Origin of the sequence: Streptomyces sp. 15-116A (genome assembly GCF_025290915.1) — a bacterium.
Taxonomy (GTDB): Bacteria; Actinomycetota; Actinomycetes; order Streptomycetales; family Streptomycetaceae; genus Streptomyces.
The window spans coordinates 1-2,179 of record NZ_JAOCQE010000495.1 but is presented as its reverse complement, the minus strand read 5'-3'; the positions used below and the strand labels follow the sequence as shown (position 1 = coordinate 2,179).

The window sequence follows — 2,179 nt, the reverse complement described above, 5'->3', positions numbered from 1 at the left end:
GGTCGCGTCCCGCACGTACGAGCTGCTGGCGTCCCTCGACGCGTGCGTGGTCCTGGCCGAGCAACGCCTGCCCCCCGCCCTGCACCACCGCCCCGCCTTCGCCTACGAACTGCACCGCGGCACGGTCGCGTTCGCCGGCGAGGCGGCTGAACTCACCCGCCGTTGACGCCGCAGGGCCCCACCCCGGCAGGTCAGGGCAACCGGGGTGGGGCCGAGGTTCCGCGGCGGCGGCGCGGCTCAGAGCTCCAGCCGCTGCCCCGGAACGATCACGTTCGGGTCCCCGCCGATGACCGCCTCGTTGGCGGCGTACAGGTGCTGCCACGTCGTCCCGTGTCGCTGCGCGATGCCGCTGAGCGTGTCGCCCGCGCGGACGGTGTAGTCGCCACGCGAGGCGTCCCGGTCGGCGTGCCCGGCCGAACGCTTCGGCACCGCGGCCTTCTGCGACGACGGCTTCGCGGGCTTCGTCGCCTTCCGCGGCGCCTGGTTCGCGCTCACCGAACCGACCGCCGGTGCGCTGCCCGACGCCCCGGCCCGGGCCGAGCAGGTCGGCCAGGCACCCCAGCCCTGGGCGCGCTGGACCTTGGTGGCGACGGCGATCTGCTGGGACTTGGTGGCCCGGTCGGCGGTCGGCGCGTACGCCGTACCGCCGTAGGCGCGCCATGTGGCGCCGGAGAACTGGAGCCCGCCGTAGTAGCCGTTGCCGGTGTTGATGTGCCAGTTTCCGCCGCTCTCGCACTGGGCGATGCGGTCCCACACTCCGCCGTCCGCCGCCGCGGCGGTGCCACCGGTGGCCAGCAGTCCGAGCGGCGCGAGCAGGGCCGCGCCGGCCAGGACGGCCGTCGTACGGGTCTTCCGTGCGTTGTCACGGGTGTCGTGGGTGGTATGGGCACATTCGGACATGTAGTTCCCTCTCGAACAACCCGGGGTCCCCCGAGGCGATGCGCCGTCCGCCGCGCCGTGGGACGCGTGGGCCGGCTCGCCTGTCCGCCGGTGGGGTCGCGCTGTGGAGCCTCGGTGGTGCGGTCGGCGGACGTACCCGAGCGGTGCTCGTTGCACACGGCGGAGGAATGTAAGGAGCTACGCGGCCCCGGATCAACCAACTGCCGGTTCCGGCAGGCCAGTTCGCCATTACCCGGGGTATCAGCATGTTTCGGCCACCCATTTCATGGGCCGATTTCCTGATTTATCGACCAGTCCCGCCGCGCGACTGTGGCCCACTTCACGTTCCCAACCGCTTTACCCCCGCGAGGAGTTGACAATGAGTGCCCGATTCCGGGCCGGAGGTGACGGTGTGCGTCGGTCGGTTCGATTCCGTTCGCCCTGGGGCGTGACTCCCGCCACAGATCGTCCGTTGTCTTCTTCATGAGCCGGGGACCCACCCGGACCACGGGCCGGGAGCCACCCGGTCCCGCCACGCACCGCATCCCGAGGGAGCCACCCGTGCCGCGCATGCTCGACGTCAGCGACGAGGTACGCGCCGAGATCGGCGACGAAGAAGCCGACCGCCTGCTCGCCGGAGAGTCCGCCCCGGGCGGTTACGACTGCACCTCCTGCCGCACCCCGGGCGACCCGGACCAGGAGCGCACCAGCACCGTCCTGTTCATCGGGGAGGAGACCGCCGTCCTCGCCTTCGCCCACGCCACCTGTCTGCCCTCACAGGTCGTCCAGGTCACCGAGGAGCAGCTGAGGGGTGCCGTGCGGTCCATCAGCGGCGACGGCGCCGCCCCGGAGCCGGAGCCGGGGGCGGCCGCGCCCGAGCAGGCCGTGCTCGGGGTGACCAGCGGACTGGTCCTGATCGCCGGGGAGTTGCACCCGGCCCTGGTCGTGGAGCCGACGGCGCCGGTCGCCCGGCCCGGTTCGTTCGGCTCCGGTGACGACTTCCTGCCGCTGCTGATCGAGCAGGGCTTCATGCCGCTGAGCGAGCTGTCCGCCGTCCCGCCGGTGCTGCACGGCTGGTCGGTGCTGCTCGCCGTGGGACAGCTGCACGCGGTGCTCCAGCCGGGCCCGGACGGCGGCCGGCCGGTGGCCTGGTGGCAGGCGCACCAGCCGCTTCAGGTGACGGACGGCTGGCGCGCGGCGGCCAACAAGCACCAGCAGGTGCTGATGTTCGCGGCCCCCGTCGGCTCCATCGGCCGGCAGCCGCGCGAGGACCTGCTGCGCGAGGCGCTGGATAGGGCGG

At 73.0% G+C, this 2,179-nt stretch carries 2 protein-coding genes and 1 pseudogene; 2 read left to right on the top strand and 1 reads right to left on the bottom strand.

Annotated features, from left to right (window positions below):
- Nucleotides 1–166 (top strand): annotated as a pseudogene (locus N4P33_RS34815) (ABC transporter); the annotation flags it as partial.
- A 71-nt stretch (nt 167–237) separates the two neighbouring features.
- On the opposite strand, the gene N4P33_RS34810 reads toward N4P33_RS34815, so the two are convergent.
- Nucleotides 238–900, bottom strand: a complete 663-nt coding sequence (locus N4P33_RS34810) for a transglycosylase family protein (protein WP_260830909.1) — start codon at nt 898–900, stop codon at nt 238–240.
- Between the two features lie 540 nt (nt 901–1,440).
- On the opposite strand from N4P33_RS34810, the gene N4P33_RS34805 reads away from it, so the two are divergent.
- Nucleotides 1,441–2,179 (top strand): hypothetical protein (locus tag N4P33_RS34805; RefSeq protein ID WP_260830908.1); only part of this gene is annotated, 739 nt, incomplete at its 3' end.

Bases quoted from the DNA above. Each gene is read 5' to 3' on its own strand.
- N4P33_RS34810 (WP_260830909.1), bottom strand. From the start codon at position 900: ATGTCCGAATGTGCCCATACCACCCACGACACCCGTGACAACGCACGG.